We start from the raw sequence: 26,932 nt of genomic DNA, 5'->3' as shown, positions 1-26,932 counted from the left end.
ACCGATATCGCACAGCTGCTAGCCGACTACGACGAGCCCTTAGCCGGTGAGCAGGCGGAGGCATACAACGTTCTGTTCGACGCTGTAGAAGCAGCCCAACATGACGCAGTGAGGACAGCGGAGGTCGATGACACCGATGAGTGAGAAAACCTCAGCCGAAGCAGGTGATGGCGAGGAAGTGGTGATTCACCCGATCGAACCAGCCCAGCCCGACCCGGTGCCTGTCCCACCAACCGAAAACAGCCCCGAACACGTCGAGGAAGTCGGTCCGTCGACCGGCAGCCTCGACCTAACCGACACAGTTTTGGACGTCCTCACTAGCCCCAACCTGTAAACCACATCTGGCTTACACGGAAAGCCCGTACCCCGACCACCTGGGTACGGGCCTTTGTCGTGTGCCCACAAACGGGAAGGAACCCACTTTCTATGTCGCTCAAAGCTATCTGGGCCACGATCCAAACCGGCCTGGCCGGGGTCGGGGCCGTCATCGGCGCGTTCCTCGGAGGCCCCCAACCAAACCACCACCTCAGCAGAAAAGGAGAACCTCTGATGAAGAACTGGGCCACCCTCGAAGCCGACGAAAACCGGCTGATGAACAAGCACTACAGTGCCGGGCGAAGCGGCCGGAAAATCAACAAGGTCATCATCCACCACAACGCAGGCAACCTCACCATCAAGTCCATCTGGGACGTGTGGCAGACCCGCCAAGCATCCGCCCACTACCAGGTCGACTCAGGCGGCCGGATCGGCCAGCTCGTCTGGGATCGCGACACCGCCTGGCATGCAGGCAACTGGGAAGCCAACACCACCTCCATCGGTATCGAACACGCCGACATCTCCTCCAAGCCCTGGCGTATCTCCGAGGCCTGCCTCGACAACGGTGCCCGTTCGGCCACAAGCATTTCTCTGCCACCGAATGCCCGGCCTCGCTGGCAGGAAGCCAGCATGCGGCCTACATGGCACGCGCCCAGTACTGGTACGACCGCATGAGCGGCACCAAGCCCGCCCCGACACCACCGGCAAAGCCCACACCGCCCGCACCCAAGCCCTCCGCCAACATCGACGCCCTCGCCGACGCGGTCATCCGAGGCGAGTACGGCAACGGCGAGGAACGCAAACGCCGCCTGGGAGCCAACTACGCGGCCGTGCAGAAGCGCGTCAACGAGAAGCTCACCGGAGGAAACCCCACCAAGCCCTCCGTCAACATCGATGCCCTGGCTGATGCGGTGATCCGTGGAGACTATGGCAACGGCGAGGAACGCAAGCGCCGCCTCGGAGCCAACTACGCCGCTGTGCAGAAACGCGTCAACGAGAAGCTCGGCATCAGCTAACCCACGCGAAATCAACCCTTGGCCCCGTCATCACCTTCATCGAGGTGGTGGCGGGGCCTTTTCTGCGTTTGCGGAGCTGGTGTTTACCGCAGGTCGTCGAACGGGTCGATGACGGACTGCACTCCACAGCTCGGGCAGATGAACGCGATACGGATGCCTTCACCTTCGCCTGCAGCAAACGGGTCAGGGACACAATCTGAGCCGCATTCTGAACAGGTTCAGTACGACTGGTCGTCGACAAACACCGGGAGTTCAAAGTCGTCGTCAGTCATCTTCACCCGCCCTTGCTCTGTCGCGGTTCACACGTCGATCGGCCCGCATTGTGAATTGAGCAAAGAATAACTGCCTTATCTGAATAGAGGCGCAAACCCAGCCACGGGTGCGAACGCGGCAGGGAGCTTTGTTTCTGCTGTCCGGTTTCGTCTGGTGCAACCGGCGTATAGGCGACCACCTTTCGCCTCGTTGCCAGGAGGGCCTGCTCATGGCTCTGAACCAGACTGATCGCCATCACATTCAGATGATGCGCGCTGCGGGGGTTGCCTACTCTCGTATCACCGCGCACCTGGATCTCAACGCCAACAGTGTCAAGACCTATTGTCTGCGACACGGCATCACCGTCGATCCTGCCGTTGAGCAGGTCAGCGACCCAGTTGGAGTGTGGTGTTTGCACTGCTGCAAGCCAATCGAGCTCCGGCAAGGATCGAAGTTCTGCTCCAAGGCCTGTCGACGAGCCTGGTGGGCCACCCACCGCAGAGTGGTCACCGAAGAACTGGTCTGCGCGAACTGCCACCGACAGGTCACTGTTGCTCGCACGAGCCAGGTGAAACGCAAGTACTGCTGCCACCCGTGCTACATCCAGCACCGCTTCAACACACGTGGCGGTAAACGATGAACATGGCAGCCGAGCTGACGGCTCATCACCAACTCACGCAGGTCAAGAAGCTTCTCGAACGCGGCATCCTCACCCCACGCGAAGCCATCACCGTCTGCCAGCGCCTCGACGCCCCAGATGCGCCGCTAGCCGCCCTACAAAGAGCCAGTTTCGTTGACTATCTCGAGGGTTTGAGTGATGTATGGATACAACCTGAAACCCTGTCTGACTAGGAGAAATACCCGCTGACGGAGAACTCATGCTCACCCTGCTGGCGTCTTTCGCGCAGGCAGAATCGGAGCAAATCAGCCAAAACGTGAAGTGGCGCATTTGGAAAGGCTTCGAAGAAGGCAAAGCGAACGGCTTCCACCTGTACGGTTACACCGACTCCGCTGACGGCACCGACGTGCAGATCATCGAAGAAGAAGCAGCCGTGGTGCGTTGGATATTCGACCAGTACATGAAGAAGACCTCGTGCGAAAAGATGGCCGCGCAGCTCATCGCCGAAGGCAGGGTTCCACACCTGGCTGATAACAAGATGCCCGGCGAATGGGTCCGTCACATCCTGAAGAACCCGCACTACACCGGCGACCTCCTGTTGGGCCGTTGGTCCACTCCGGAAGGCAGGCCTGGACGAGCAGTACGCAACACCGGCCAGTTGCCGCAATACCTGGTGGAAAACGCGATCCCCGCGATCATCGACCGCGACACCTTCGTCGCGGTTCAAACCGAGATCGCACGCCGCCGTGAACTCGGGGCCCGCGCGAACTGGTCCATCGAAACTGTGGCGTTGACGTCGAAGATCAAATGCGTGTCCTGCGATTGCTCGTTTGTGCGCAACGTACGCAATCCGAAAACCCAAAACTCGATCTCCACCGAGCACTGGATCTGTGCAGGGAAAAGACCATTACACGTTTCATTACACCGATGGCACCAGCAGCTCGCACACGTGGCGACCAAACCTGAAGAAGAGCTCGTGGACCCCAGCAAGAAAAGCCGCCTGGGGTGAACTCTTGCGTGCCCGCTGGGCAGAAGCCAAAAGGCTCGGGTTGAACAACCCACGGCAAGCACCAACACCACCAGAAGCATTGGCGAAGTACCGGGCCGTGGCCAAGGCAGAGGCTGAGCGCCTGCGCGCCGAGCGAGGCGAACGCTAAATGGCCCGCACCGTCACAGCAATCCCCGCCACCCGAGCTCTCCACACTGGTGCTCCACTTGGACAGACAACCCTGCGCAGGGTCGCCGGGTATGCCCGCGTGTCCACCGACCACGACGATCAGGTGACGTCCTACGAAGCCCAGGTCGACTACTACACCCGCTACATCAGCGACCACGCGGGCTGGCAGTTCGTCAAGGTCTATACCGATGAAGGCATCACAGGCACCTCAACCAAACACCGCGCCGGATTCCAGCAGATGGTCACCGACGCGCTCGACGGCAAGATCGACCTGATCATCACCAAGAGCGTGTCCCGGTTCGCCCGCAACACCGTCGACTCGCTCACCACCGTTCGAGCCCTCAAAGACAAAGGCGTGGAGGTCTTCTTCGAAAAAGAAGGCATCTGGACCTTCGACGCCAAAGGCGAGCTCCTCATCACCATCATGAGCTCGCTGGCGCAAGAAGAAGCCCGCTCCATCTCAGAAAACGTCACCTGGGGACACCGCAAACGCTTCGCCGACGGCAAGGTCACCGTCCCATACTCTCGCTTCCTCGGATACGACAAAGGCGAAGACGGCAACCTCCTCGTCAACCCCGAGCAGGCAAAACTGGTGCGCCGGATCTACAACATGTACTTAGGTGGCATGTCCATCGGAACGATCGCCCGCACCCTCACCGACGAACCAGAGACCTTCACCGCCGCAGGCAACAAGACCTGGTATTACCGATCCATACGAGCGATTCTCACCAACGAGAAATACAAGGGTGACGCCCTCCTGCAGAAGTCGTACATCGCTGACTACCTGACGAAACGTCAAGTCATCAACCAAGGCGAAGTACCCCAGTACTACGTCACCGCCAGCCATGAGGCGATCATCAGCCCGGCAGTGTGGGACTTCGTCCAAGCCGAAATAGCTAAAGGGGCTAGAGATCAGCGAACCCAGCATCGCACCCGGCCCTTCTCATCGACCTTGGAGTGCAGCCAGTGCGGGCACTTCTTCGGCTCGAAAACCTGGCACGCGGGCAGTAAGTACGAGAAGGTCATCTGGCGGTGCGGCCACAAATACGCAGGCCAGGAAAAATGCGCCACCGGGCACATCAGCGATCAACGACTCAAGTACATGTTCCTCGAGGCTATCCGCCTCCGCTTCGGCTCACCTGCCGATGACACCGTCAACCACGCCGTACTCGACGCGCTCGACACCAGCGACCTCGAAGTCGAAGCAGCCGGACTGATCGCCCAGATCGACCAGGTAGCGAAAAAGCTCGAATCACTAATCACCCACAACGCACGCGTCGCGCAAGACCAACAGGTTTACGAGAAGGCGTTCAACGCTAGCCACGAACAGCACCAGGCGCTGTTAGCTGAGCACGCTGCCGTGGTCGACGAAATCCACAACAAGCACAACCGACTAGCCGCCTACCACTACTACAGGCAAGAGACCGCCAACCTTGAACTTGAACAGTTGGCCTTCAACCCATACCTCTGCGTAGCTTTGCTCGACAAAGGCACCGTTAACATCGACGGTACGGTGACTTTCCACTTCCGCGACGGCAGCACCCAAGTAGTAGCCATCAAACAGTAACCCAGTATCCACATCTAAGCGCCTGCCAGAACCTGGTGGGCGCTCGCGTAGTCTTGGAGTGGTGGATTGCTTACAATTGAAAATTCTTCAGCAAGTTGAGAACTACGTGACGCCGTTCCAGGTGGTCGAGGGATTCGATGACCGCTGGTGGCACGACAGGGCTGGACGAGTCGGCGACGACACCCTGGGTGGCAAAGAGTACATCCAGTTTCTTGCCGATAGTGTGGAAGTCGGGCGTGCTGAGGTGACAGATTGGCCGCTCTCCGATAGCTATATCGGAGTTGACTCGACGGTGCCAACCAAAGAGATCTGGTTCTTTGAGATCCGCCATGACCTTCGCCGACAGCACTATGGGGCTGAGCTTGCAAGGCATCTGATCAGCCACTACGCAGGTTACCCCTTGATCGCTTTCTCCGAAGGCGCTGACGAGTTTTGGGCAGGAATTGGCTGGCACTATTACCCGCGTAAAGACGGGGATCCCCATTACCGCAAGCTCTTCGTTTCCCTGGAAGATCGGCCCATGACCCTCGCTCGCTGGAAGTGAACCAGTCAAGCGGCTAAATCGTAGTTGGCGCGCGTTTGTATCCGTTGTGGCATGAAAGTTTCGAAAAACGTCAGCGAGGCGATCTTGTCGTGGAAGCGGCGCAGCGCCTTGGCCCGGTTACCCGCACCCTGCGCGGTGTTGCCCACAATCGACTCGAGTTCGGCGGTGAGCCCGTCAAGAAAAAGCGGGTCGATAACCTTGTGAATGTTCTCGGGCGAGGTGTAATGCATCCCACCCGAGCGGCGAGTTTCGGGGTTCAGCGTCGACTCGAACACACCACCAAACACCGTCGGCGAAATCTCCGACCAGTTGGTGTCGCTGCTCACCTCTTCAAGCAACACCTGCATGATCTCGTCGGTGAAGTTCGGCACCTCAACCTCGGCCTCAAACAACCCACCGTTCACATACGGGAACTCGCTCAGCTGCGCCGACGCATACGGGTCGCGATCTTCAGGCGCTGCACGCAGATGCGCGAACAGCTCTTTCATCGCCCCGCGCACCTGCGCCGCCGGCATCCCCTTGAAATAGCGGTAAAACGCGTTCTTCGGGAACAGCCCGGCGTCCTCTGCAAACAGGCAGAACACCAGCCGCACACACAGCACGTTCAACGAGTGCCGGCTCGCCTCACTATCGGGATCGATATAGCACTCACGCAACATCTCGTAGAGCTTGCCGATCAGCTCACCGGCCTGCAGCGAGACGCGCTCTTCACGCGCCTGCCGCATCCGCTTCGGATCAATCAAAAAGTCGAGCAGATGCAGCTGTTCCGGCAGCTCGGCCAAGCGAAACGCCGTGTAGTTCTCGGCCGGCCGTTGGCTATCAAGATCGTGGATGCGGAAATGATCGAAATCACAAACGATGATCGTGTCGGGCCGCTGCGAATTGGGAAGCGAATCGGCATAGCGTTTCGCCTGCTCAAACGGCGTAACCGGCACCCCCTGACGTAGCTCGGGTCGATCGAGATCAACCCCCAGCGACTTCTGCTCGATCACCGTTTTGGCATCGCGAATCACCACGTCAATAAAGCCGCGCTCGCTGGTCGACTGCTCAAAGCGCACGTTCGTGGTGACATCCGCCATTCCCACCACATCGCGCAGCAACTCAAGCCAAAACGAGTGTGTGTCGCCCTTCTCATAGCCGCGCCCGGCCCACTTCTCGGCAAACTCACGCGCCCGCTCAACACGGGCTCGCTGTTCAGCAATGAAATCGTTTGCCATACACGCCTCATTTCGGGTCGGGTGGGCGAACCGGCGGTGGTTCGTCCCACCCGATAGTAAAGGCAGCCACCGCCGCCATGCGTGAGGCATGGCCAGGGCGGTGGCTGCCGCTTATGTTCAGCCCGTGCAGACGCTCATCTGCACGACGCATATCGCTTAGACCGTGGTGTAACCACCGTCAACCAGGTGGTAGCTACCCGTGATGAACGATGCGTAGTCCGACAGCAAGAACACCACGAGCTTCGCAACCTCATCGGGCTGTCCGAGACGACCCAGCGGGTGCTTGCCCTTCAGTGCCTCATAGGCCTCGGGCGGCAGGTTCTGCAGCAGCGGAGTCTCGATATAGGCGGGCCCCACCGCGTTGATGCGCAGACCCTCGGGACCGTACTCGGCGGCGGCGTTTTTCGTGATGCCCACAACACCGTGCTTGGCGGCGGTGTACGCACCATTACCGAGGGCCGCCACCGTGCCGTGGATGGAAGCCATGTTGACGATCGCCGACTTGTCGGCGCCCGCCTTCAGCATCTCTGGAATCTGGTAGCGCATGCCGTACAGCACGCCGTTGAGGTTGATGCCGATGACCTTGTCCCACGCCTCGAGGTCGGTTTCACCGGCGGGTGCCTGCGGCCCACCAATACCCGCGTTGTTCACTGCATAGTTGAGCTGCCCGAAGGCCTCAACGGCCGCCTGCACCATGCGCTCGTTGTCTCCCTTCGACGAGGTGTCGCCCACAACAGCAATCGCGGTGCCGCCGGCCGCCTCAATTTCACCGGCAACGCGCTCGGCGCCCTCCTTGTTGATATCCGACACAACCAGCTTTACGCCGTACTCGGCGAGCAGCTTGCACGTTGCCTCACCGATGCCCGAGCCACCGCCGGTGACGAGTGCGACGCGGTCTTTGAACTCTTTTCCAAACATCTTCGTTCCCCCTTGAGTTGCATGGCCTGTCGCCCTGAACCCTAGTTCTGGCACCCGAAAAGTGGCTGGGATTCACGCCCGCGAGCGCGGGCCGCATCCGAGAAATATGACGCCGAACTACATGCGAACGGATGCATCTGCGCGCTCGGTACCGAAAAGTGCCACAATGGACAAAAATCCATGCGCCATCATAAGTTGTAGGCGCAACATGATTATTCATGCTCCGCGTTTCGCGGCCAAGACGGCGTGACAATCAGCGGTGTACCACCCACTTGGAGGCAATTGACATGAACATTCGAAAGATCACCGCAGCCCTGGTTGCCGGTGCCGCAGCGCTGGCCCTCGCCGGCTGCACGAGCGCGGGCGGCGACGAAGCAAAAATCACCCTGCGCCTGTGGGACGAAAAAGTCGCCGACGTTTACGAAGAGTCGATCGCCGCATTCGAAGACGCCAACCCCGGCATCGACGTCGAACTCAACGTCGTGCCCTGGAGCGACTACTTCACCACCCTGCGCAGCGAAGTCGGCTCGGGCGGCGGCGACGACCTTTTCTGGCTCAACGGCGCCTATTTCGAAGACTATGCCGCGGCCGGATCACTGGTGAACATCGACGACGCCCTCGGTAAGGATGCCCGCGAAGGCTGGGCCGAATCGGCCGTGCAGCAATACCTCTACGAGGATGCGCTCTACGGCGTTCCGCAGCTCACCGACGGCGGCACCGGCCTCTACCTCAACAGCGAACTGCTCGCCGAAGCCGGCGTCACCGCCGAAGAACTCTCGAACGCGGCCTGGAACCCCGACCCCGAAAAAGACACCCTGCTGCCGCTGCTGCAAAAACTCACCATCGACGAAAACGGCAACAACGCCGCCTCGCCCGACTTCGACCCGAAGCGAGTCAAAACTTACGGCTACAGCGCCGCACTCGAGCTGCAAAACATCCAGCTCAACTACATCGCCTCGAACGGCGGCACCTACCAGAACGAAGACGGCAGCAAGCTCACCTTCACCGACCCCAAGACCGTTGAGGCCTACCAGTACATCGTTGACCTCATCAACAAGTACCACGTAGCCCCGCCCGCCGAATCGACCAACGACGACGGCGACTACACCCGCGAACTGTTCCTGCAGGGCAAGCTCGCCGTATTCCAGTCGGGTACCTACAACCTCGCGCAGGTCAACGACAACGCCGACTTTGAATGGCAGACCGCCGAAATCCCTGCCGGCCCCGCCGGTAAGGGCACCACCGCCCCCGCGGTGATCGTGGCCGGAAACACCAACACCAAATACCCCGAAGCGCAGCAAAAACTGCTCGAATGGCTCGGCTCGGCCGAAGGCGCCAAATACATCGCCGACTCGGGCGCCGCGATCCCCGCAGTAACCGACGCTCGCGCCGACTACGACGCCTACTGGCAAGAGCAGGGCGTCGACACCAGCCCCTTCTTCACAGTGCTCGAAGGCCGCGAACCCTTCCCGCCGGTAATCGGTAAAAACTACGGCGCCCAGGCTGAAGCCTTCACTCCGCCGCTCAAGGAAGTCTTCCTTGGCAAAACTCCCGTGAAAGAAGGGCTACAAAAAGCACAGGATGCGGCCGACAAGGTCGCGTAGACCGCATCCCGTTTCGCAATATCAACCGATAAATAGGTGGCGTGTCGGGCGTAGCAACTGCTACGCTCGACAGGTTGCCCCGTCACATCCGTGCCGTGGCAGCGATGCAACAACCCTCCTGCTGCAGACCGTCTGCAGCCGTTCAAGACCAAAGGAGGTGGGTTACTCGTGCATCAGTATGAGCTCATGGTGATCCTCGATCCCGACATCGACGAGCGCACCGTCGCACCGAGCCTCGACAAGTTCCTCAATGTGATCCGCACTAGCGGTGGCTCGATTGAGAACACCGACATCTGGGGCCGCCGCAAGCTGGCCTACGAGATCAACAAGAAGAGCGAGGGCATCTACGCCGTCGTCAACTTCACCTCGACCCCCGACGCAGCTCTCGAGCTCGACCGTCAGCTCAAGCTCTCGGAAGCCGTCATGCGCACCAAGGTGCTGCGTGCCGAAGAGGCTGTCGCTCGACTCAAGGCCGCCAAGGCTGAAGCCGACGCAGCTGCCACCGAGGCGTAGCAGCTACCTTCAGCTGTAGCAGCATCCAGACGACATCAGGGAGTCAACATGGCAGGCGACACGATCATCACCGTGGTGGGAAACCTCACCGCCGACCCCGAACTGCGCTACACACCCAATGGCGTGGCAGTGGCCAACTTCACCATTGCCTCAACACCTCGGGTGTACGACCGCCAGTCGGGCGAATGGAAAGACGGCGAAGCACTGTTCCTCCGCGCATCCGTATGGCGCGAATTTGCTGAGCACGTCGCTTCGTCGATGACTCGCGGTATGCGAGTGATCGCACAGGGCCGACTCAAGCAGCGTTCGTACGAAACCCGCGAGGGTGAAAAGCGTACGACCTTCGAGCTTGATATCGACGAGATCGGCCCCTCGCTGCGTTACGCGACCGCACAGGTCACCAAATCGACCAGCGGCGGCGGCAACTACGGCGGTGGCCAGCAGCGTCAGATGCAGTCACCTCCTCAGCAGCAGGCTCCGCAGGCGGAAGAACCGTGGGGTAACTCACGGCCGCAGCAGGGCGGCCAGTCGCAGGGCGGTTGGGCCGCGCCAATGTCGGATGGATTCACCGACGAGCCACCGTTCTAGGTCGAGCTCGTTCACCTATGCAGCGCATCACGCGCATCCATGAACGGATGCGGTGAGCGTGAGAGAAACTCAGTAAAGGAATTCGCAACCATGGCTGGAAAGTCAAGCGGCGACCGCCGCAAGGGTCGCGGCGCCAAGGCTAAGCCCGTCGCACCCGCAAAGCACATCAAGGTTGGCGTCATCGACTACAAGGACGTCGCAACCCTCCGTAAGTTCATCTCGGAACGTGGCAAGATCCGCGCACGCCGCATCACTGGCGTCTCGGTTCAGGAGCAGCGTCTCATTGCTCGCGCAGTGAAGAACGCTCGCGAAATGGCACTGCTTCCCTACGCCGGCTCGGGCCGCTAAGCGAAAGGGGATACAAAAATGGCAAAGGTTATCCTCACTCACGAAGTGAACGGTCTCGGCGAGGCCGGCGACGTTGTCGAGGTCAAGAACGGCTACGCCCGCAACTACCTGGTTCCGCAGGGCTACGCCGTGCACTGGACCAGCGGCGGCGAGCTGCAGGTTGCTGCGCTGCGTAAGGCACGCGAGGCCCGCGAGCTCAAGACTGTCGAAGACGCCAAGGCACTCAAGGCTTCGCTCGAAGCCGCGATCGTCAAGGTCTACGTCAAGGCTGGCGCCGACGGCCGTCTGTTCGGCTCGGTTCGCCCTGCCGACGTCGCTGACGCCGTTGCCGAGCAGGGCATCGGCACCATCGACAAGCGCAAGGTGATCTTCCCGGCTCCGGTGAAGACCCTCGGTGACCACTTCATCATCGTGAAGCTCGGTAACGACATTGAGGCCAACACGAAGCTGCAGGTGATCCAGGCTCGCTAGCCTGATCGCTACGCGCATCAAAAACGGTGCGGGCCGCATCCTGATATGGGGGATGCGACCCGCACCGTTTTTGTTGCAGATCTGTGGATAACTGTCAATACGGCTGTGGGAAAAATCCGCAAAAAGTTTTCCATCCGGCCAAAAAAGCGAACCTTCAAGCTCAACTTCAGGTAGTTTAGATCGGCTCATAAGTTAAAATAATCCCCGGTCAGACGGGATATTTTGAAGAGTATTCAGGATGCATCCACAGGACCGCGAAGGTTATCCACATTGATGCCGCAAGTTGTTTGCATTTCCTCCACAAGTTATCCACAGGCCGACTCGTGGAATCGCGAAAATCGTCGTATGGTTCGCTCAGTGCACAAGAACGGTTCAACCCCAAAATGACGCTCACAGACTTCAACACCCACACCGGCGACAACAGCTCGCGCGACGACCACGAGAGCGTTCGCACCCCACCACACGACCTGCTCGCCGAACAATCGGCACTGGGCGGAATGCTGTTGTCAAAGGATGCGGTAGCCGATGTGGTCGAAAGTGTTCGCGGCGTCGACTTCTATGTGCCCAAACACGAAATCATCTTCGACGCCGTCCAAACCCTCTACGCGGCCGGCGAACCCACCGACGTCATCGCCGTAACCGACCAGCTCACCAAAACCGGCGACCTGCAGCGCGCCGGCGGCGCCGAATACCTGCACACCCTCGCCGGCATTGTGCCCACCGCCGCCAACGCCGGCTACTACGCCAGCATCGTCGCCGAACGCGCCGTGCTGCGCCGCCTGGTCGAAGCTGGCACCCGCATCGTGCAAATGGGCTACGGAGCCGAAGGCGAAGTGGTTGAACTCGTTAACCAGGCCCAGGCCGAAATATACGGCGTCACCGGCGGCGTCGAAACCGAAGACTATGTGCCGCTGAGCATCGCCCTCGGCGACGCCCAAAACGAAATTGAAGCCGCCCAAAACCGCGGCGGCGAACTCACCGGCGTCCCCACCGGATTCCGCGACCTCGATGCGCTCACCAACGGCTTGCACGCCGGCCAGCTCATCATCATCGCCGCCCGGCCCGGTCTGGGTAAATCGACCTTCGCGCTCGACCTCGCCCGCTCAGCCGCAGTGCACAACCAGCTGCCAACGATCTTTTTTTCGCTCGAAATGAGCCGCGCCGAAATTGCCATGCGTCTGCTCTCGGCCGAAGCCAGCGTGAAACTGCAATCGCTGCGCACCGGCAAAGTCACCGACGAAGACTGGCAAAACATCGCCCGCACCCAGGGGCAAATCGTGGATGCACCGCTGTACATCGACGACTCACCCAATATGACGCTCGTCGAAATCCGCGCCAAATGCCGCCGACTCAAACAAAAGGTCGGCCTCAAACTCGTGGTGATCGACTACCTGCAGCTGATGACCTCGGGTAAGCGCGTTGAATCGCGACAGCAAGAAGTCTCCGAGTTTTCGCGCGCCCTCAAACTGCTCGCCAAAGAACTCGAAGTGCCGGTTATCGCGCTGTCGCAGCTCAACCGAAACTCCGAACAGCGCGCCGACAAAAAACCCGCCATCAGCGACCTGCGCGAGTCAGGTTCGCTCGAGCAGGACGCCGACATGGTCATCCTGCTGCACCGCGAAGGTGCATACGACAAAGACCACCCGCGCGCCTACGAGGCCGACATCATCGTCGCCAAACACCGTAACGGTCCCACCGATACCGTCACCGTGCTCTTCCAAGGCCACCTCTCACGATTCGTCGACTACGCACCCGGCCAGCAACCACCCGCCAGCGGTGGATTCGCACCACCGCCCGCGTAGAATTCGCAGGGTGAGCATCCGGCATGACCACAACCACCCGGATGCAGTGACGCGCGGAAGGGTAAACATGAGTGCAGCGACGAGCGAAACCGTAACCCAGCGGCATCCTCGCGCGTTCTACATCCTCGCCGCTTTCGTACTCGCAGTCATCGGGCTGGTGGCGCTGCAGCAGGTGGCGTCATTTGTCACCCCGGTATTTTTGGGCCTCAACCTCGTGCTCGCCGTAGCCCCGCTGATGCACTGGCTGATTCGCCGCGGACTGCCGCGCATCCTCGCCGGCATCATCGGTGCGCTAACGGTGTATGTGCTGCTTATCGCGTTCGTGGCACTGATGATCTGGTCGGTGGCGGTGCTCATCCAAGAGCTACCGAAATACTCCACCCAATTCGGTGACCTCTACAGCTCGCTCATCGAGTGGCTGGGCACCTTCGGCATCACCCAGGATGAGATTTTGCGACAGGCCCAGCAGGCGTTCTCACCGAGCGCGATTGTGGGGATGTTGCAGGGGCTGGCATCGAATATTGGCGGCGTCGCAGCACTGCTGACCACGCTGCTGGTGGTCATCTTTTTCATCTTCTTCGACGCCATCAGCTTTGAACCACGGATGCGTGCCATCCGTCGGGTGCGCCCCAATGCCGGTAGCGCCCTCGACACGTTCTCGCGCGGAGTGAGCCGTTACTGGGTGGTGACCACGCTTTTCGGTGTGATCGTGGCGGTGCTGGATGTGATCGCGCTCGAATTCATGCAGGTGCCGCTGGCGCTGGTGTGGGGTGTGTTCTCGTTTTTGACCAACTACATCCCCAATATCGGGTTCGTTATCGGTCTGGTTCCGCCGGCGCTGATGGCGCTGCTCGCGAACGGTCCGATGAGTGCGCTGCTGGTGATCGTGGTCTGGTCGCTCATCAACTTCGTGCTGCAATCGCTTATTCAACCGAAGGTTGCCGGGGATGCGGTGGGCGTGACCCCGACGGTGTCGTTTATTTCGCTGCTCGTGTGGGCGTTTGCGCTGGGGCCGGTGGGTGCGCTACTGGCGCTGCCGGCGACGCTGTTTGTGAAGGCCGTGCTCATCGACGCCGACCCCGATAAGCAGTGGATCGGGCTGTTGCTCGACTCAAAACCGAAGCTCGATGACGATGACGACAGCGCCGATAACGGCGCCGATTCGGCGGATGCGGTCGCCGCGGCCGGCCAGGCAACCGACGCGAGTAAATCGCATCCCGAAACCCCCGAACGAGACGAAACCGCGTGATCGGCGACCTGTTCGCGCGCATCCCGCGACCCAAAGAAAACCCGCGCAACGTGCCGGTCATTACCGTGATCGGCACAGTGGTGTTCTTGTCGACCGTGGCATTGGCGTTCTGGCTCGGATTTCAACGACTCGAACCCGATCTGCAAATCGAGCAGCGCATCGCGCTCAGCGCGAGCCCGCGGGTGCGCTTCGATCCCAGCTCCGACACCTGGCAGCACGTCGTGGCGGCAGATCCCGAAACCGGGCAGGGGCCGCAGTACGCGAGCCTCGCCGCTAATGGCGAGGATGTGTGCGCCTTCACATGGCAGGTAGGTGCGGTGGCCGGCACCAACATTGACCTCGATCGTTTTGACAATGACGCGGATGCAACCGCCGAGGTGATGCGGGTTGGCGGCCTGAAATCGCAGGCCGAAGGCAGCACGAAGGTGGTTATCGACGCCGATCACACCACCGCCGAACTGCTCTATTTTCCGCAGGGATATCAGGACGGGGTGTACACGGCCACTGCCGCACGGGTGTTTGCCGGTTCGGGCGACTATGTGCTGTTCACCCTGCTGTGTGCCGATGAAGAGGATGCCTCGCTCGAGGGGATGAGCGAGCTGCTCACCGATGTGCTCGTGCGCATCTACCCGACTCCCTAGCTGAGCGGCCGAGAAATACGGCAAACGAGGGATATTTCCAAAAAATTGCCGCGATACACCCGCTAGTCACGCAGATGACACATTTGTCGGGTAACGTCACACCAGTTAAGGCGACACTTGACGCAGTCAGCAATGACGACACCGTTCACGACGACGCCGTTCATGTCAGCGAAAAGCGGCTCGACGCAGAGGAGAAGGAATGTCGAACCAGTTCCCGCCCACCGGCGACGGACAGCAGAACCAGAACCAGCCCTACGGCGGCGACCAGTCGAACAGCGGATACGGTGCTTCGACTCCGGGCTACCAGGGCTACCAGTCGCAGTCGAACTACAACCAGCAGGGTTACGGCTCGTACGGCCAGCAGGGTGGCCAGGATGCGCAGCCCGGTTACGGTTCGTACGGCGACCAGGGCGGCCAGCAGAACCAGCAGGGCCAGAGCGGCTATGGTTCGTACGGCCAGCAGGGTCAGGATGCGCAGCCCGGTTATGGCTCGTACGGCGACCAGAGTGGCCAGCAGAACCAGCAGAGCGGCCAGAGCGGCTACGGCTCGTACGGTGACCAGGGTGGCCAGCAGGGCCAGCAGGGCTACGGCGGGTCGTACGGTCAGCAGAGCAACCAGGGTCAGCAGGGCCAGAGCGGCTATGGCTCGTATGGCCAGCAGGGCCAGCAGGGTTACGGTTCGTACGGTCAGCAGGGTCAGGATGCGCAGGCCGGCTACGGTGCCTACGCGCAGCAGCAAAACTACGGCGGCTACGGCCAGCAGGGCGGCTACGGTCAGCAGCCCCAGCAGGGCGGCAAGAAGAAGACCAGCCCGGTGGTGTGGATCGTCGTCGCGGTTGTTGCGGTTGCCCTCATCGTCGGCGGTGTGTTCGGTGCCATGGCCCTGTTCGGCGGCGGTGGCGGCAAGTACGGTGTCGACTCCAAGACCGGTATCGCCGATGTGACACTCAAGTACAACGGTGACTACGACGACGGTGGCTACGGCAGCGAATCGAGCTTCAGCGCCTCGAATAGTGACATGTCGTGCTACGTAGGGGGCGAGTTCTCGACCATTGACGTGAGCGTGCTCGAAGACAAGTCGATGGACGAGGCGATCCAGGAGCAGCTCAAAGGCGAGGGTATGCCCGATGGCATGGAAATCTCGACCGAGGGCACCATCACCCTGAAAGACACCGAGGGTATTGATGTCGAATTCCAGCTCGCTAACATCAAGGGCGACTCTGCCCAGTTCAAGGGCGAGATGTGGGTTGCCATGCACGTGTTCCAAGACTCGGAAGACGGGCTGATGTTCATGGCCGGTTGCGCCGACCTCGGTGGCTACGGCGGCGGCAGCTCGTCAGACCCCTCGTTCTCGAAGGGTGAGTTCGAAGACTTCATCAAGAACGACGTCGAGTTCACCCTCACCGAGGAGTAGATCTTCACTCGACAAAAACGTCAAGGGCCCACGGTTTGAAGCCGTGGGCCCTTTCGTTCTAGCGAATGACATTTGCCGTCGAGTGGGGAGATTTCACCCTCGCGGTAAGGCGGGGTCGGTAGGGTCGCCGCAGCGTTTGATGTGAGTCAGCAACGTGAAGGAGATCCCGTGTCGAACCAGTTCCCACCCGCCGGTGACGGTCAGCCGCCCCAGCAAAACCCCAATGGCGGCGCACCGCAGCAGTCAGCGCAGGGTGGCTATGGCCAGCAGCCAGCCCAGGCCGGCTATGGCCAGCCAGCAACACAGGGCGGTTACGGTCAGCCTGCCGGCAACGGCCAGCAACCACCCCAGCGCGGCTACGGCCAGGAACCAACACAGGGTGGTTACGGCCAGCAACCACCCCAGCGCGGTAATAAAAAGACCAGCCCGTGGGTGTGGGCCGTCGTAGCGGTTGCCGCCGTTGCCCTGATTGTGGGCGGTATTTTCGGCGGTATGGCGCTGTTCGGTGGCGGGGCGGGCAAATACAGCCTCGACGCCGACACCGGTATCGCCGATATGTCGATCGAATACACCGGCGACTACACCCTCTCGGGATACGAAACCCCCGGATCGTTCACCGCGATGAACGACGACAACACCTGCTTCGCGTTTGGAAACCTGCAGTCATTCGATCCGACCGACTTCGAGGGCAAATCACGCGAAGAAGCATTTGAAGACCTGGTGAACAGCGGCTCGATGCCCGAGGGGATGGAAAAAAAGATCGAGGGCACCATCACTCTCGAAGACACCAACGGCATCCCGGTCGAATTCCAGCTGGCCACCGCCAAGGGCGAAAGCGACGAGGTGTCGGGCGAGTTCTGGCTGGCGATGCGGGTATTCCCCGAGTCGGAAGACTCGGTGGTGTTCATCGCCGGTTGCGGAGATATGAGCGGCACCGGCGCCAGCTCGGGTGACTGGCCATCGTATTCGAAGAGCGACTTTGAAAACCACCTCAAAAACGACGTCGAGTTCACCCTCGTCGAAGAGTAGGTCTTCAGTCTGAGCAAACGCATGGGGCCCACGGCTTAAAGCCGTGGGCCCCATGCGTTTGAGGCTAGTTGGCGGATGCGGGATCGCCGGTGAGAGCGGGGTTGAGATCGGTGGGGCGGGGGATCGGCCGACCAAAAAAGCGCATCGGAATTGAATAGGTGTCGAGCAGGTGCGCGCGCTGCCAGTGGCGCGAAATTGCCAGCTCATAAAACTCCACGAGCTTTTCGGTGGCGCTACGCCACGAGTGCTGCTGCGCCTCAGCGCGACTGGCCACACCCATCTCGTGACGCAGCTGGTCGTCAAACAACAACCGCTCGAGCTTCTCGGTGAAATCGTCAGTGTCACCCGGCTCAAACAGCAGCCCCGAATGGTTGTCGGTCACCGCAAACGGAATACCGCCCGCGCGGGCGCCCACCACCGGCACGCCCGAAGCCATCGACTCGAGCGCCACAAAACCGAGCGTTTCAGTGGTCGACGGGAACGCAAACACATCCGCCGAAGCGAACGCCGAAGCCAGATCTTCACCCGACATATAGCCGGTAAACACCGTGTTAGTGCCGGCGAACTCGGCCTGCAGCTCGTCACGATCGGGGCCCGAACCCACCATCGCCAGCCGCACCCCGCGCGATTGCAACCGCTTGATCGGCTCCAAGAGTTCGCGCAGATCCTTTTCTTTTGACATCCGGCCCACATAAATCATGAGCTTGTCGTCGGGATGCCCGTCGGTGAGCCGCTCGCGCATCCCCGCCGAAGCCGCCTCGGGGCGATAGTTCACCGTGTCAATTGCCTTCGGCCACAGATCAACCCGCTCAAAACCGATCTCTTCAGCGCGAGCCACCATCTGCGGCGACGTACACAGGTTCACCTCGGCCAAATTATGAATCCACTTGAGATAGGCGGTGCCGGCCCTACGAATCCGGCCGAGCCCCAGTGCATCCGCATACTGTGGGGTGTCGGTGTGAAACGAAGCGAGCATCGGCAGATCGCGCCGCGTCGACGAGAGCGCCCCGTATGCGGCCAACACCACCGGGTTCACCAGGTGCACCACATGCGGAGCGAACTCTTCAACCTCGCGCGCAATATTCGGCGTGGGCAGCCCGAGCTTCAACTCGGGATACCAGGGCCGCATCGGCACCGAGTTCACCGGCACCACCCGCGCACCGGCATAGTTCGACGGCGGGTGGCCCGGTGCGAACACCAGCACCTCGTGGCCCAGGGCCGTGAGCTGCTCGATCGTGCGCAGCACGCGGGTCACCACACCATCGATCTTCGGCAGGAAGACCTCGGTGAACAGCGCGATCCGCATGGGCGACTACTTGTTTTCTGCCGCCTGTGCCACCGACTCGGGCACACCGGCATGCTGGTTCTTTGTCCACAGCGAGCGAGCCGGGATCTTCGATAGATCTGCGCGGTCGGCGTACTTGCGAGCAATATCGGTGACCTCGAGCAGCAGGCCCTCGGCAAGCTTCGTGGGGTTGAGCCCCAGGTCGATGAACGTTTCGTTCACCACGTGCAGCTCGTTCTCGGCCGCCTCATTACGCGGGTTCGGCACGTTCTCAACCTTCGCATCCGCGATCTTCCCGATCAGTGCCGCCAGGTCGCGCACCCGGTGAGTTTCGGTCATCTGGTTAAAAATCATCACCCGATCGCCAGCTGCCGGCGGGTTTTCGAGCGCGATCTGGATGCAGCGCACCGTGTCTTGAATGTGGATGAACGCGCGCGTCTGGCCACCGGTGCCGTGCACGGTGAGCGGATAGCCAACGGCCGCCTGCATCAAAAATCGGTTGAGCACGGTGCCATAGTCGCCGTCGTAGTCAAAACGGTTGATGAGCCGTTCATCCATCGCGGTTTCTTTGGTGTTGGTGCCCCACACGATGCCCTGGTGCAGGTCGGTGATGCGCAGCCGGTCATTCTTCGCGTAGTAGGCGAACAGGTTTTGGTCGAGCACCTTGGTGAGGTGATACACCGAACCCGGGTTGGTGGGGTAGAGGATCTCCTGGCTCACCAGGTGCTGTTCGGTCGGGTTGCCGTCCGCATCCTCATCACTCATGACCTGAATGGTGAGGTAGCCCTCGGGAATTTTCATCCCCGCGGTGCCATAGCCGTACACGCCCATAGTGCCGAGGTGCACGAGGTGAATGTCACGACCCGATTCGACAATGGCGGTGAGCACATTGTTGGTCGCGTTGATGTTGTTATCGACCGTGTAGCGCTTGGTGGTCGAGTTTTTCATCGAATAGGGGGCGGCGCGCTGCTCGGCAAAGTGCACCACCGCGTCAATCGACTGGTCGACAAAAAATGCGAGCAGCGCGTCATAGTCTTGCGCCACATCAATATTGACAAACTCGAGCGACTTGCCGGTGAGCTCGCGCCAGGTGGCAACACGCTCTTCGATGCTGGCAATCGGGGTGAGCGAAGATGCGCCAAGTTCGTCATCGATGCGGCGACGCGACAGATTATCGACAATCACCACATCGTGGCCGAGGTTCGACAGGTGGAGCGAGGTGGGCCAGCCGCAGAAGCCGTCGCCACCGAGAATTGCGATCTTCAAGTGAATCTCCCGTAGTGCCGTATCAACAGGTGTGCCGTCACGGATGCGGCGCACATTTCATCCATGCTAAGCGGCCCGGGTAACGTAAAGTTTTCAGCCTGCAGTACCAAGCTAAAGCCATGGCCGACAACCAAGAACCACTGCAGGTACTTTCAGAAGCACGCGCCAAAGAACTGCTAAAAACGCAGCGACTGGGTCGAGTGATCGAACGAGTTGGCGACATCATCGAAGTCTTCCCGGTCAACTACGACACCGACGGCGAACGCATCGTGTTCCGCACGGCACCCGGAACAAAACTCGCCGGATTTATCGCAGCCCAAGAGGTGCTGTTCGAGGTCGACGAACTCATCGACGCACACGCCTGGAGCGTTGTGGCGCGCGGGCAAGCGCGGCTGATCGAAACGGATGCAGAACTCGCCGAGCTCGGCAGCATCAAGCCGCAACCGCTGCTGCCCACCGTGAAAGAACACATCGCCGTGCTCGAAATCGATTCGATCAGCGGCCGCGAGTTCACGATTGGACCCGAGCCCGAGGCAGAGCCCGAAACAATCGCCTAGTTCGCCGCATCCAGCGGCGCTGCCGGTACCTTGTCATCTGTGACAACTCAGCTGACTGTGCCCGGCCCGATCGACGTGGTGCTGCGCGAGGCCGCAGCAACCGGTGGGATCAACGGCACGGTCGTGGTGCTCGACGAACCCGACGCCCAGCTGGTGCGAGCCACCCTCGCGGCCGGCGCCGAACGGGTGATCGCCTGCTGCGACACCGGGTTCACCATGCCGCTGCCCGAGGGCGCTATCGAGCGGGAGCTGACCGAGCTTGGCGGTTCTGACTCGGTTGACAATGCGGATGCTGGCGAGACGGTCGCGCTCGCGGTGGGGCTGCTGCCCAAATCGCTCGCCGAACTTGCCGAACAGGCACAGGAGCTCGCCCGCCAACTGCCCGCAGCGCGCGTGATCCTCGGCGCCCGCGAAAAACACCTCACCCGCTCGATGAACGAGGTGCTCGAGCAGCACTACGCGCGGGTGCGCGCATCCCTCGGCTACCGGAAATCGCGGGCCCTGGTGGCGAGCGATGCGCTCACAAACCAGCCGCCGCGCATCCCCGCCACCGCGCAAATCGCCGAACTCGACCTCACGGTGTGCGCGTTCGGGGGCGCTTTTGCCGGCGCCAAACTCGATATCGGCACCAGGCTGCTGCTCGAAACCCTCGAAACCCTCGAAACCGCACCACCCGCCACCGAACCGAGCACCGTCATCGACCTTGGCTGCGGCACCGGCATCCTCGCCAGCTGGGCGGCCCGCAACTGGCCCGCAGCCCGCATCATCGCCACCGATCGTTCAGCGGCCGCAGTGCGCTCGGCCACCGCCACCGCCGCCGCAAACGGGGTGACCGTAACCGCCCACCGCGCCGACGCCGGCGCCGGACTACCGGATGCGTGCGCCGACCTGGTGTTGCTCAACCCGCCATTTCACGAGGGCCGCGAAGTCGACCGCACCATGGCCAACCACCTGTTCGCCGCCGCGGCCCGACTGCTTAAACCCGGCGGTGAGCTTTACACCGTGTTCAACTCGCATCTGCGGCACCGACCGCAGCTCGAGCGGCTTGTCGGGCCAACCGAACAGCTGGCGGCAAATGCAAAATTCATCGTCACCCGCAGCGCGCGGCAGACTGCGAGCGCGGTTGACCGGAAGCGGTAACGCTCACTCGCCGGTGAGCGAACCGGGCGGCGGCACCGCCGGCAGCCCAAAATCGGGATTATCGCAGGCCACCGCCGTCGACAAATCCGCACCAAACACAAAGCTCGTGCGCGTGAACGTGCCGCGCAACGCCGCCGGCAACCAAAACTGTGCATCCGACCACATCTCGCCAAGCGGCAATTTCGCCACCGAATACCAACTCAGCGAGAGTTCATCCGAATCAACCGGCTCGCCAATCCAATCGCGACACAAATACACCCACGACTCCTGCGACCAGGCCGGCTTCGTGGGAAACAAATACGTGAGCATCCCCACCGGTTGCAGCGACTCTTTTGCCACAAACAGGCCCGACTCCTCATCGATCTCACGCACCGCCGCGCTGCGCGGATGCTCGCCGGGATGCAGCTTGCCACCCAGCCCCACGAGCTTGCCCACACCCAGCCCGCGCCGCTTTTTGCCGAGCAACACCTCGAGCACACCCTCCGACTCACGCAGCAAATACGTGACACACACCTGTGGCAGCACCATGTCAAAAAGCGTACGCCACAGCCCCTCCGGCACACGCTGCTGCCAGCAATTGAGCGATAACCTGAAAACCCCCGACCAAGGAGACATATGTCACAGGTGCTCGACCTACTGGCCGAATGGATGCCCAAACAGCGCTGGTACGCGGCATCAACGACACCCGCAAAACTGCGGCTACTGGGGAGTTTTGAATTCACCACATCCGGTCTCGACCAGGTGCGGCTAATCACCGTGGCAATTGTCTATGACGCCGCCACCGACGCCAGCTACCAGGTGCCGCTCGTAGTACGCGATGTCGACGCCGAAGTAGAGGCGCTCGGCTTTATCGGGCCGGTGCGCGAACACGGCGGCCGGGCCGCGCTGGTCGACGGCTGCCACGACCCCGCCTTCGTGGGCGCGCTCATCAAAGCTATCGCCGACGAACAAGAACTCGCCGGCGAAAACGAATCGGTGCGCGCCTACGGGCAGCCAATGCCGGGAGCCACGGTCGGGCAATTTGTGAGCTCGCGAGTGTTGCAGGGCGAACAATCCAACACCTCAATCATTTGCGAATTCCGCGCGGGTGACGGTAGCGCCGCATCCCCGCTCATCATCAAAATTTTCCGACGCCTGCACCCCGGAGAAAATCCCGATGTGGTGCTGCAAACCGCGATCGCCGCATCCGGTTCGTATCGGGTGCCGCCGGCATTCGGTGCGCTCGCGGGCGTGTGGCCCGACCCCAGTGGACAACAGGTTTCGGGACACCTCGCCTTTGCGGCCGAATATTTTTTCGGTGTTGAGGATGCGTGGCGCGTCGCGCTGCGTGCCGCAGAACGCGGCGACGATTTTTCGCAGCTGGCGCACTCACTGGGCGAAGCAACCGCCGAGGTGCACGATGTGCTGCAGCGGGTCATGCCAACCGTGCAGCCCGGCCGCGCCATTGTGCGGGATGCGATCAACCAGATGCGCGACCGCTACCGCATGGCAGCCGAAGCGGTACCCGAACTGCGCCAATATGCCGACCAGATTAACGCCGTATACGACGAAGCCGCCGGGGTCGAATGGCCGCAGCTGCAGCGCATCCACGGCGACTATCACCTTGGGCAGGTGCTCGCTGTGCCCGACCGTGGCTGGGTGCTGCTCGACTTCGAGGGAGAGCCGCTGCGCCCGCTCGCCGACCGCTGCGCACCCGATGTGCCGCAGCGCGATGTGGCCGGGATGCTGCGCTCATTTGACTACGTTGCGGGTGCGCTCGCGGTGGGGTCGGGGCAGTCGCAATATGCGCGAGAGTGGGCGCAGGTGGCGCGGAAGGCGTTTTTGGAGGGATACCGAGCCGGATGCAGCAACGCCGCTGATGCCGGTTCGCTCACCGGGGCGCAGGCTCGCGGCCGCGAAGTGCTGCTGCGCGCCTACGAGCTCGACAAGGCCGTGTATGAGGCGCTGTATGAAAAGCAGCACCGCCCCGACTGGCTGCCGATTCCGGTGCGCGCTATCGCTGAGCTGCTGAAGTAGGCGGGGCGCTGGCTTGGCGCTGGCTGGGCCACGAAAGCAAACAGCGCATGTGCTCGGACGTTGAGCACATGCGCTGCGTGCATCGGGTCATACCCGAAGGAGTTTAGACGCGCTCGCAGAGGGCGTTCGCAACCTCGGCCTCGTACTGGCCGATGAGTTCGTTGCGGCGCTCACGCAGGGCGGCACCCAGGGCAATGCGGTCGTGCAGCCAGAACGACAGGAAGTCGATCTGGGCGTGCCAGCTAGCTGCATCAGCCGCGGCCTGTTCGACCTCTACACCCGTGCGGGTGAGAGTGAACTTGGTGCCCGAGTCGGTCTCTTCGAGGTCGACGCGGACCTGCGACTCGGAGCCGCCGTTGAAGCGCCAGGTGAATTCAAGGGTGCTCGGTTCATCAGCGCGAGTAACCGTGCCGACGACCCGGTGGTCGCTGCCGTTGAGGTAGCTCAGCACAAATTCGGTGCCTTCGGTCAGGGGTTCGGCAACGTGGCCGAGCCAGTGACGGAGCTGATCGGGCATAACGATGGCGCGCCAGAGGACCTCGCGACTCAACCGCGATTCGGCGGAGAGCACTGTTGTAACGGTGTCGTTGTGGACACTCATCTTGCTGTGGACTTCAGGCATTTTCGCCTCCTAACTTTGTCTGTCGGAACGACCGATGTAGTTTCGGAATAACCGACTGGCCGAGTTTGCGGCCACCGAGACGGACTCCCGGTTAACTTTAGGTTAACATGAGGTTAACAAAAGGTCTAGAGTTGCGGTGTTCTGTGCGCGCAAACGTGAGCGCTGGTGCGCCGGTTTGTGAGAAAATGGACGCGGTCATGCGTGGGTGCTTCGTGCATCGCGTGTCAGTGGATTGCGCAACAAAACCCTGCTCAGCAGGGTTTTGTTGCTTTCCGGGCGAGTTTCGGTGCGGCTGTTGTGGTGAAACCTGTGTGTTGGCTGTGATTGCTGGCGGAAAGTTTCCACAGGCTGTGGATAGATCTAAACTTGAGTCAGATCGACTCAGGGTTTGGATGCAGGCGCTGGTCGGCAGATCAATTTGTACGGACGGCCAGCGAAAGGAGACCAGCATGGCCAATATGCAGGGGGTGCAGGCTCCTGACGAACAGAGCAAGAGCGCACTCGAACAATTCGGTATCGACCTCACCGAGGTCGCTCGATCAGGCAAACTCGACCCGGTTATCGGCCGCGACGCCGAAATCCGTCGAGTAAGCCAGGTGCTCACCCGGCGCACCAAAAACAACCCGGTGCTCATCGGTGAACCCGGCGTCGGTAAAACCGCCGTCGTTGAGGGCCTCGCCCAGCGAATCGTCGCCGGTGACGTCCCCGAATCACTCAAAAACAAACGACTCATCTCACTCGACCTCTCCGCCATCCTCGCCGGCGCGAAATACCGCGGTGAATTTGAAGAGCGGATGAAGGCCGTGCTGAAAGAAATCACCGACGCCGAAGGCGAAATCATCACCTTCATCGATGAGCTGCACACGCTCATGGGTGCCGGCGGCGGCGAATCGAGCGTCAGCGCATCCAATATGCTCAAACCGATGCTCGCCCGCGGTGAACTGCGGCTCATTGGCGCCACCACGCTCAACGAATACCGCGAGTTCATCGAAACCGATTCGGCGCTCGAACGCCGCTTCCAGCAGGTGTTCGTCGGCGAACCGAGCGTTGAAGACACCATCGCGATTCTGCGGGGACTCAAGGAACGCTACGAGGCGCACCACAAGGTAGCCATTAGCGATAGCGCCCTGGTGGCCGCCGCATCCATGTCAAACCGGTACATTCCATCCCGCCAACTGCCAGACAAGGCGATCGACCTGATCGACGAGGCTGCCTCGCGACTGCGGATGGAGATCGACTCGTCGCCGGTGGAGCTCGACACCGAGCGTCGCCAGCTCGACCGCATGAAGCTCGAAGAACTCGCGCTCAAAAAAGAGCACGATGACGCATCCAAAGAGCGTCTCGCCCAGCTGCGAGAAGACATGGCCGAACTCAAGGCACACGTCGACGAACTGCAGGCGCGATGGGATAGCGAACGAGCCGAGCTCAACGAGGTGGGTGAACTCAAAACCAAACTCGACGACGCCCGCCGCCGCGCCGAACTGGCACAGCGAGAAGGCAAACTCGAACAGGCCAGCCGCATCCTCTACGGTGAAATTCCGCAGCTACAAACGCGATTGCAGCAGGCCGAAGCCGCCGAGACGAACGAGGGTCGGATGGTGAACGACCACGTTACCGACACCGATATAGCCGAGGTCGTTGCCGCCTGGACCGGCATCCCGGTGGGGAAGCTCATGCAGTCGGAGCGCGAAAAGCTGCTCAACCTTGAAAGCGAACTTCACCAGCGCGTGATCGGGCAGGATGCCGCCGTCACGGCGGTATCGGATGCGATTCGCCGGTCGCGTGCCGGGGTGAGCGACCCCTCGCGCCCCACCGGATCGTTCATGTTCCTCGGTCCCACTGGCGTGGGTAAAACCGAGCTCGCGAAGGCGCTCGCCGAACTGCTCTTCGATGATGAGCGCGCGATCGTGCGCATCGACATGTCGGAATACGGCGAAAAACACTCGGTGTCGCGCCTGGTTGGTGCGCCTCCGGGATACGTCGGCTACGAACAGGGTGGTCAGCTCACCGAGGCCGTGCGGCGACGCCCCTACTCGGTGGTGCTGTTCGACGAGATCGAAAAAGCACACCCCGAAGTGTTCGACGTGCTGCTACAGGTGCTCGATGATGGGCGGCTCACCGATGGGCAGGGGCGGACGGTTGATTTCCGCAACACGCTGCTGATTCTCACCTCAAACCTCGGATCGCAATTTTTGGTCGACCCGCTGCTTGCGGCCGACGAGAAGCACGAGGCAGTGATGTCGGCGGTGCGGCAGGCGTTCAAGCCCGAGTTCATCAACCGGCTCGATGAGCTGGTGGTTTTCGATGCGCTCACGCCCGAGCAGCTCGCGCAGATCGTGGCGCTCGGGGTGCAGAAGCTCGAGCAGCGGTTGGCCGAGCGGCGGCTGCAGATTCAGGTGGATGCGGATGCGCGCGAGTGGCTTGCCGAGCGCGGTTACGACCCGATTTACGGGGCGCGTCCGCTGCGTCGCCTGATGCAGCGCGAAATCGACGACCGGCTCGCGCGGGCGCTGCTGGCGGGCAAGGTGCACGACGGCGACACCGTGCGTGTGTCGGTGGCCACCGACAACGACGGCCTGACGCTCGTGACCGCGTAGCGCGCTGCGCGAACGCCGGGGCCGCGGGGCACTGCTCTACGCTCTGCGAAAACGCCGGGGCAACGCTTTTTGCGGAGCGCCCCGGCGTTTTCGCATGCGCCGCGCCGCCCGGGCGCGCCCCGCCTCGCGCCCGCGCCGCCGCGCGCCCCGCTCTCTCCGCCCGCG

The 26,932-nt window shown here is 61.4% G+C and carries 28 protein-coding genes; 21 read left to right on the top strand and 7 right to left on the bottom strand.

Annotated features, from left to right (window positions below):
• Positions 1-136: 136 nt before the first annotated feature.
• The 3 genes from PV375_RS10500 to PV375_RS10490 all read left to right on the top strand — a co-directional run bounded on the left by PV375_RS10500 (position 137) and on the right by PV375_RS10490 (position 1,331).
• Positions 137-334 carry a hypothetical protein gene (locus tag PV375_RS10500; RefSeq protein ID WP_317586630.1) on the top strand — a complete coding sequence of 66 codons (198 nt, stop codon included), beginning with the start codon at positions 137-139 and terminating at the stop codon, positions 332-334.
• Between the two features lie 92 nt (positions 335-426).
• Positions 427-990, top strand: coding sequence for an N-acetylmuramoyl-L-alanine amidase (locus tag PV375_RS10495; RefSeq protein ID WP_332107271.1), 564 nt, complete (start codon positions 427-429; stop codon positions 988-990).
• A complete protein-coding gene (locus PV375_RS10490; RefSeq protein WP_332107270.1) occupies positions 957-1,331 on the top strand; it encodes a hypothetical protein in 375 nt (124 codons plus the stop codon). The genes PV375_RS10495 and PV375_RS10490 overlap by 34 nt, the downstream gene beginning before the upstream one ends.
• 274 nt (positions 1,332-1,605) lie before the next feature.
• On the opposite strand, the gene PV375_RS10485 is transcribed toward PV375_RS10490, so the two are convergent.
• Positions 1,606-2,175: a hypothetical protein gene (locus PV375_RS10485; protein ID WP_332107269.1), complete on the bottom strand. Its 570-nt coding sequence runs from the start codon at positions 2,173-2,175 to the stop codon at positions 1,606-1,608.
• A 50-nt stretch (positions 2,176-2,225) separates the two neighbouring features.
• Here PV375_RS10485 and PV375_RS10480 point away from each other — a divergent pair, with 50 nt between their 5' ends.
• From PV375_RS10480 to PV375_RS10465, 4 genes are all read left to right on the top strand, one after another.
• Complete coding sequence (locus PV375_RS10480; RefSeq protein ID WP_236587407.1) at positions 2,226-2,435, top strand: dihydroorotase; 210 nt, start codon at positions 2,226-2,228, stop codon at positions 2,433-2,435.
• 26 nt (positions 2,436-2,461) lie between these two features.
• A complete protein-coding gene (locus PV375_RS10475; RefSeq protein ID WP_332107268.1) occupies positions 2,462-3,211 on the top strand; it encodes a recombinase family protein in 750 nt (249 codons plus the stop codon).
• Positions 3,212-3,359: 148 nt separating this feature from the next.
• A complete protein-coding gene (locus PV375_RS10470) occupies positions 3,360-4,946 on the top strand; it encodes a recombinase family protein (protein WP_332107267.1) in 1,587 nt (528 codons plus the stop codon).
• A 76-nt stretch (positions 4,947-5,022) separates the two neighbouring features.
• A complete protein-coding gene (locus PV375_RS10465; protein WP_332107266.1) occupies positions 5,023-5,490 on the top strand; it encodes a GCN5 family acetyltransferase in 468 nt (155 codons plus the stop codon).
• A 5-nt stretch (positions 5,491-5,495) separates the two neighbouring features.
• On the opposite strand, the gene PV375_RS10460 is transcribed toward PV375_RS10465, so the two are convergent.
• Together PV375_RS10460 and PV375_RS10455 are read right to left on the bottom strand one after the other, a co-directional pair.
• Positions 5,496-6,707, bottom strand: coding sequence for a type IIL restriction-modification enzyme MmeI (locus PV375_RS10460; protein WP_332107265.1), 1,212 nt, complete (start codon positions 6,705-6,707; stop codon positions 5,496-5,498).
• A gap of 156 nt (positions 6,708-6,863) precedes the next feature.
• Positions 6,864-7,625, bottom strand: a complete 762-nt coding sequence (locus tag PV375_RS10455) for an SDR family NAD(P)-dependent oxidoreductase (RefSeq protein ID WP_332107264.1) — start codon at positions 7,623-7,625, stop codon at positions 6,864-6,866.
• A gap of 287 nt (positions 7,626-7,912) precedes the next feature.
• Here PV375_RS10455 and PV375_RS10450 point away from each other — a divergent pair, with 287 nt between their 5' ends.
• The 10 genes from PV375_RS10450 (at position 7,913) to PV375_RS10405 (ending at position 17,284) form a co-directional block, all read left to right on the top strand.
• On the top strand, positions 7,913-9,229 hold the full coding sequence (locus tag PV375_RS10450) for an ABC transporter substrate-binding protein (RefSeq protein ID WP_332107263.1): 1,317 nt from the start codon (positions 7,913-7,915) through the stop codon (positions 9,227-9,229).
• Positions 9,230-9,397: 168 nt separating this feature from the next.
• On the top strand, positions 9,398-9,742 hold the full coding sequence (gene rpsF / locus PV375_RS10445) for a 30S ribosomal protein S6 (RefSeq protein ID WP_269141177.1): 345 nt from the start codon (positions 9,398-9,400) through the stop codon (positions 9,740-9,742).
• Between the two features lie 48 nt (positions 9,743-9,790).
• Positions 9,791-10,330 (top strand): single-stranded DNA-binding protein, encoded by a 540-nt coding sequence (locus tag PV375_RS10440; protein WP_201517824.1) that lies wholly within the window; start codon positions 9,791-9,793, stop codon positions 10,328-10,330.
• Between the two features lie 90 nt (positions 10,331-10,420).
• On the top strand, positions 10,421-10,678 hold the full coding sequence (gene rpsR / locus PV375_RS10435; RefSeq protein WP_201517825.1) for a 30S ribosomal protein S18: 258 nt from the start codon (positions 10,421-10,423) through the stop codon (positions 10,676-10,678).
• An 18-nt stretch (positions 10,679-10,696) separates the two neighbouring features.
• Complete coding sequence (rplI, locus tag PV375_RS10430; protein ID WP_332107262.1) at positions 10,697-11,149, top strand: 50S ribosomal protein L9; 453 nt, start codon at positions 10,697-10,699, stop codon at positions 11,147-11,149.
• 383 nt (positions 11,150-11,532) lie between these two features.
• On the top strand, positions 11,533-12,951 hold the full coding sequence (gene dnaB / locus PV375_RS10425) for a replicative DNA helicase (RefSeq protein WP_442903948.1): 1,419 nt from the start codon (positions 11,533-11,535) through the stop codon (positions 12,949-12,951).
• A 67-nt stretch (positions 12,952-13,018) separates the two neighbouring features.
• Positions 13,019-14,200, top strand: a complete 1,182-nt coding sequence (locus PV375_RS10420; RefSeq protein ID WP_332107261.1) for an AI-2E family transporter — start codon at positions 13,019-13,021, stop codon at positions 14,198-14,200.
• Entirely contained in the window at positions 14,197-14,841 is a 645-nt protein-coding gene (locus PV375_RS10415) for a hypothetical protein (RefSeq protein WP_332107260.1), read from the top strand. Before PV375_RS10420 ends, PV375_RS10415 begins: the two co-directional genes overlap by 4 nt.
• A 199-nt stretch (positions 14,842-15,040) precedes the next feature.
• Positions 15,041-16,255, top strand: a complete 1,215-nt coding sequence (locus tag PV375_RS10410; RefSeq protein WP_332107259.1) for a hypothetical protein — start codon at positions 15,041-15,043, stop codon at positions 16,253-16,255.
• Positions 16,256-16,423: 168 nt separating this feature from the next.
• Complete coding sequence (locus PV375_RS10405) at positions 16,424-17,284, top strand: proline-rich domain-containing protein (protein ID WP_332107258.1); 861 nt, start codon at positions 16,424-16,426, stop codon at positions 17,282-17,284.
• Positions 17,285-17,348: 64 nt separating this feature from the next.
• Here PV375_RS10405 and PV375_RS10400 read toward each other — a convergent pair whose 3' ends face one another.
• Both PV375_RS10400 and PV375_RS10395 read right to left on the bottom strand, forming a co-directional pair.
• Positions 17,349-18,590: a glycosyltransferase family 4 protein gene (locus PV375_RS10400; RefSeq protein ID WP_332107257.1), complete on the bottom strand. Its 1,242-nt coding sequence runs from the start codon at positions 18,588-18,590 to the stop codon at positions 17,349-17,351.
• A gap of 6 nt (positions 18,591-18,596) precedes the next feature.
• Positions 18,597-19,835: an NAD-dependent epimerase/dehydratase family protein gene (locus PV375_RS10395; protein WP_332107256.1), complete on the bottom strand. Its 1,239-nt coding sequence runs from the start codon at positions 19,833-19,835 to the stop codon at positions 18,597-18,599.
• A gap of 119 nt (positions 19,836-19,954) precedes the next feature.
• Here PV375_RS10395 and PV375_RS10390 point away from each other — a divergent pair, with 119 nt between their 5' ends.
• Positions 19,955-20,392: a pyridoxamine 5'-phosphate oxidase family protein gene (locus PV375_RS10390; RefSeq protein WP_332107255.1), complete on the top strand. Its 438-nt coding sequence runs from the start codon at positions 19,955-19,957 to the stop codon at positions 20,390-20,392.
• 39 nt (positions 20,393-20,431) lie between these two features.
• Positions 20,432-21,532, top strand: coding sequence for a class I SAM-dependent methyltransferase (locus tag PV375_RS10385; RefSeq protein ID WP_332107254.1), 1,101 nt, complete (start codon positions 20,432-20,434; stop codon positions 21,530-21,532).
• A 3-nt stretch (positions 21,533-21,535) separates the two neighbouring features.
• Here the strand turns inward: PV375_RS10385 and PV375_RS10380 are convergent, their stop codons facing one another.
• On the bottom strand, positions 21,536-22,060 hold the full coding sequence (locus PV375_RS10380) for an NUDIX domain-containing protein (RefSeq protein WP_332107253.1): 525 nt from the start codon (positions 22,058-22,060) through the stop codon (positions 21,536-21,538).
• 87 nt (positions 22,061-22,147) lie between these two features.
• Here PV375_RS10380 and PV375_RS10375 point away from each other — a divergent pair, with 87 nt between their 5' ends.
• On the top strand, positions 22,148-23,548 hold the full coding sequence (locus tag PV375_RS10375; RefSeq protein ID WP_332107252.1) for a maltokinase N-terminal cap-like domain-containing protein: 1,401 nt from the start codon (positions 22,148-22,150) through the stop codon (positions 23,546-23,548).
• Positions 23,549-23,651: 103 nt separating this feature from the next.
• Here the strand turns inward: PV375_RS10375 and PV375_RS10370 are convergent, their stop codons facing one another.
• Positions 23,652-24,170, bottom strand: coding sequence for an SRPBCC domain-containing protein (locus PV375_RS10370; protein WP_332107251.1), 519 nt, complete (start codon positions 24,168-24,170; stop codon positions 23,652-23,654).
• Positions 24,171-24,619: 449 nt separating this feature from the next.
• Here PV375_RS10370 and PV375_RS10365 point away from each other — a divergent pair, with 449 nt between their 5' ends.
• Positions 24,620-26,767 carry an ATP-dependent Clp protease ATP-binding subunit gene (locus PV375_RS10365; protein WP_332107250.1) on the top strand — a complete coding sequence of 716 codons (2,148 nt, stop codon included), beginning with the start codon at positions 24,620-24,622 and terminating at the stop codon, positions 26,765-26,767.
• Positions 26,768-26,932 lie beyond the last annotated feature (165 nt).

Origin of the sequence: Gulosibacter sp. GYB002, assembly GCF_036577665.1 — a bacterium.
Taxonomy (GTDB): domain Bacteria; phylum Actinomycetota; class Actinomycetes; order Actinomycetales; family Microbacteriaceae; genus Gulosibacter; species Gulosibacter hominis.
Note: the sequence above shows the minus strand (reverse complement) of the source record. Positions and strands in the feature narration are given on the sequence as shown.

What these genes read in the sequence shown, in the direction of transcription:
- PV375_RS10500 (WP_317586630.1), top strand. Translation starts at nt 137, where the DNA reads ATGAGTGAGAAAACCTCAGCCGAAGCAGGTGATGGCGAGGAAGTGGTG.
- PV375_RS10495 (WP_332107271.1), top strand. Translation starts at nt 427, where the DNA reads ATGTCGCTCAAAGCTATCTGGGCCACGATCCAAACCGGCCTGGCCGGG.
- PV375_RS10490 (WP_332107270.1), top strand. Translation starts at nt 957, where the DNA reads ATGGCACGCGCCCAGTACTGGTACGACCGCATGAGCGGCACCAAGCCC.
- PV375_RS10480 (WP_236587407.1), top strand. Translation starts at nt 2,226, where the DNA reads ATGGCAGCCGAGCTGACGGCTCATCACCAACTCACGCAGGTCAAGAAG.
- PV375_RS10475 (WP_332107268.1), top strand. Translation starts at nt 2,462, where the DNA reads ATGCTCACCCTGCTGGCGTCTTTCGCGCAGGCAGAATCGGAGCAAATC.
- PV375_RS10470 (WP_332107267.1), top strand. Translation starts at nt 3,360, where the DNA reads ATGGCCCGCACCGTCACAGCAATCCCCGCCACCCGAGCTCTCCACACT.
- PV375_RS10460 (WP_332107265.1), bottom strand. Translation starts at nt 6,707, where the DNA reads ATGGCAAACGATTTCATTGCTGAACAGCGAGCCCGTGTTGAGCGGGCG.
- PV375_RS10455 (WP_332107264.1), bottom strand. Translation starts at nt 7,625, where the DNA reads ATGTTTGGAAAAGAGTTCAAAGACCGCGTCGCACTCGTCACCGGCGGT.
- PV375_RS10450 (WP_332107263.1), top strand. Translation starts at nt 7,913, where the DNA reads ATGAACATTCGAAAGATCACCGCAGCCCTGGTTGCCGGTGCCGCAGCG.
- PV375_RS10440 (WP_201517824.1), top strand. Translation starts at nt 9,791, where the DNA reads ATGGCAGGCGACACGATCATCACCGTGGTGGGAAACCTCACCGCCGAC.
- rpsR (WP_201517825.1), top strand. Translation starts at nt 10,421, where the DNA reads ATGGCTGGAAAGTCAAGCGGCGACCGCCGCAAGGGTCGCGGCGCCAAG.
- rplI (WP_332107262.1), top strand. Translation starts at nt 10,697, where the DNA reads ATGGCAAAGGTTATCCTCACTCACGAAGTGAACGGTCTCGGCGAGGCC.
- dnaB (WP_442903948.1), top strand. Translation starts at nt 11,533, where the DNA reads ATGACGCTCACAGACTTCAACACCCACACCGGCGACAACAGCTCGCGC.
- PV375_RS10420 (WP_332107261.1), top strand. Translation starts at nt 13,019, where the DNA reads ATGAGTGCAGCGACGAGCGAAACCGTAACCCAGCGGCATCCTCGCGCG.
- PV375_RS10410 (WP_332107259.1), top strand. Translation starts at nt 15,041, where the DNA reads ATGTCGAACCAGTTCCCGCCCACCGGCGACGGACAGCAGAACCAGAAC.
- PV375_RS10400 (WP_332107257.1), bottom strand. Translation starts at nt 18,590, where the DNA reads ATGCGGATCGCGCTGTTCACCGAGGTCTTCCTGCCGAAGATCGATGGT.
- PV375_RS10390 (WP_332107255.1), top strand. Translation starts at nt 19,955, where the DNA reads ATGGCCGACAACCAAGAACCACTGCAGGTACTTTCAGAAGCACGCGCC.
- PV375_RS10380 (WP_332107253.1), bottom strand. Translation starts at nt 22,060, where the DNA reads ATGGTGCTGCCACAGGTGTGTGTCACGTATTTGCTGCGTGAGTCGGAG.
- PV375_RS10375 (WP_332107252.1), top strand. Translation starts at nt 22,148, where the DNA reads ATGTCACAGGTGCTCGACCTACTGGCCGAATGGATGCCCAAACAGCGC.
- PV375_RS10370 (WP_332107251.1), bottom strand. Translation starts at nt 24,170, where the DNA reads ATGCCTGAAGTCCACAGCAAGATGAGTGTCCACAACGACACCGTTACA.
- PV375_RS10365 (WP_332107250.1), top strand. Translation starts at nt 24,620, where the DNA reads ATGGCCAATATGCAGGGGGTGCAGGCTCCTGACGAACAGAGCAAGAGC.